Consider the following 1,902-nt stretch of genomic DNA (forward strand, 5'->3'; position numbering starts at 1 on the left):
GGTGTCAGTGCCCGGCATGTAGTAGTAACCGGCTCCGTACAGGGAGCAGATCTTCACGTAGTCGACCGCTTTGGCCTTCACGGGAAGATCGGCTGCCTGAGCTCCGCCAACGGCGATCAGACCCGCCGCCGTACCGAGCAAAAGGCTCTTAAAGTTCATGTTAAACCTCCAAGTTTGCTCTATAGGGAAGGTTCCGGATCCGCTGGGTGACGACACCCTAAGGTTGGTTCCCTTGTCCCTTGTAACCACCGCTTAGCCGCTTCGCGCTTTCGGACACACCCGCTGAAAACGCGAGGGACTTAAGCGAACCACCTAGAACGGGACGACCTCGGGATGCCCCCCTCCGTCGCTCGCTCACAATTACTGAACGTCTTTGCACACACAACAAAAGAACGCTTCGGACCGGGCCTCAAACACGTGTTTTCCGATGGGTGTTGCACAAATAACACGCAGTTGTGATCGACGTGACCGCGTAACCGACTGAAAAATATAGAGAAATTTCTCAGGTTCCAGCCGCCTTGAAAAATCCCCGGTTTGGGCACCGCTCTCCATGGCGCTGCTGCGCCTCCGTCCCACTCGAATCGAACGGGCGAATCCCCGCCGAATCTGTGCGGCCGCTCCTTCAGGCAAAAAGCGGAATCGCCACATGGAATCACATGGAATACGGCTGGCAGTATCGAGAACCCGGCATCGGCTGCTCGCGGCTCGATCTGGATCAACCGATCGGCCGGTGTTCCAACCATCAGACGGATCGTACCGAGGACACCTCGATGTGATCGGGCGGCAATCCGGCGCGATACCGCCGAACCATGGCCTCAAACGCTTGTTCCAGGTTTCGGGCAAGCAGAGACGTATCGAACAGCGGCATCGTATGACGACGCTTTGCCAGAGTTTCCCTGATGCCGCGGAGCTTCTCGCGATCTAGCGCCAGTTCAATCGCGCGTTCCTCATATTCATCGCGAGAATGCGTGATGAGCTCGACCAATCCGAGAGCATGCAGCAGGCTGGCTGCGACCCGGCCCGCATAGGTTTCTCCGGCCAGCGTCAGCACGGGCAGGCCGGCCCAGAGAGCGTCGCCTGCGGTGGTGTGGGCATTGTACGGCAGCGCGTCCAGGAACAGGTCTGCCAGGCCGTGACGCGCCAGGTGATCCGCCGTCGAGGCAACGCGCGTCGCAAAGACCAGGCGCCGGGGATCGATGCCGCTCGCCTCGGCCGCTCTCCGCAAATTGGATTTTGCGACATCCTGGAGATCGGAAAGCCAGACGACGGAACCGTCGACCTCCTTCAGGATGCGCATCCAGCTCCCAAAGGTCGCAGGATTGAGTTTGTAGGCGTTGTTGAAAGCGCAGAAGACGATGCCTTCGGCAGGCAATCCCTGCGCTCGCCTGTCGAGCCCGGCGTGCGAGATCGCGCGTCCCTCGGCATCGTGCGGCATGAAGCAATGCGGCAGCCAGGCGACCTTCTCTGAAAAGTGCTTGCGGTCCTCGGCAGGAATGACCCGCTCGTCGGCGATCACATAATCCAGCAATCCTCCGCCGACGGTGCCGGCAAAGCCGAGATAACCTGCGAGAATTGGAGCTGGCCGCTGCGCGAGAACAGCGAGCCGTGCTCCGAGCGTATGCCCCATCAGGTCCACGAGGATGTCGATTTTGGCCGCCTTGATGCAGCCCATGATTTCATCGTCGCTCCGCCCGAAGAGATCGGTAAACTGGTCGAAGCTCCGCTCCAATCGCGCGCGCAGATCGCTGTCGTCGGTCGGGCCGATCGAGAAACCATGCGTTTCAAATCGGGTGCGATCGTGGGCCTCGAAAAGACCTGCGGCCAGATAGCTGACCGGATGGGTGCGAAAATCCCCCGACAGGTAACCGATGCGGATCTTGTCGGCCTGAACGGGAACAGCGT

The 1,902-nt window shown here is 60.0% G+C and carries 2 protein-coding genes; both read right to left on the reverse strand.

Going from position 1 to position 1,902, the window contains the following annotated elements; all coding sequences use genetic code 11:
• Window positions 1-159 (reverse strand): porin (locus AC1D00_RS39100; protein WP_477014356.1); only part of this gene is annotated, 159 nt, incomplete at its 3' end.
• A 583-nt stretch (window positions 160-742) separates the two neighbouring features.
• On the reverse strand, window positions 743-1,902 hold a 1,160-nt coding region (locus AC1D00_RS39105; RefSeq protein WP_477014355.1), incomplete at its 5' end, for an O-linked N-acetylglucosamine transferase, SPINDLY family protein.

This window comes from Bradyrhizobium sp. P2_E8, assembly GCF_056403875.1.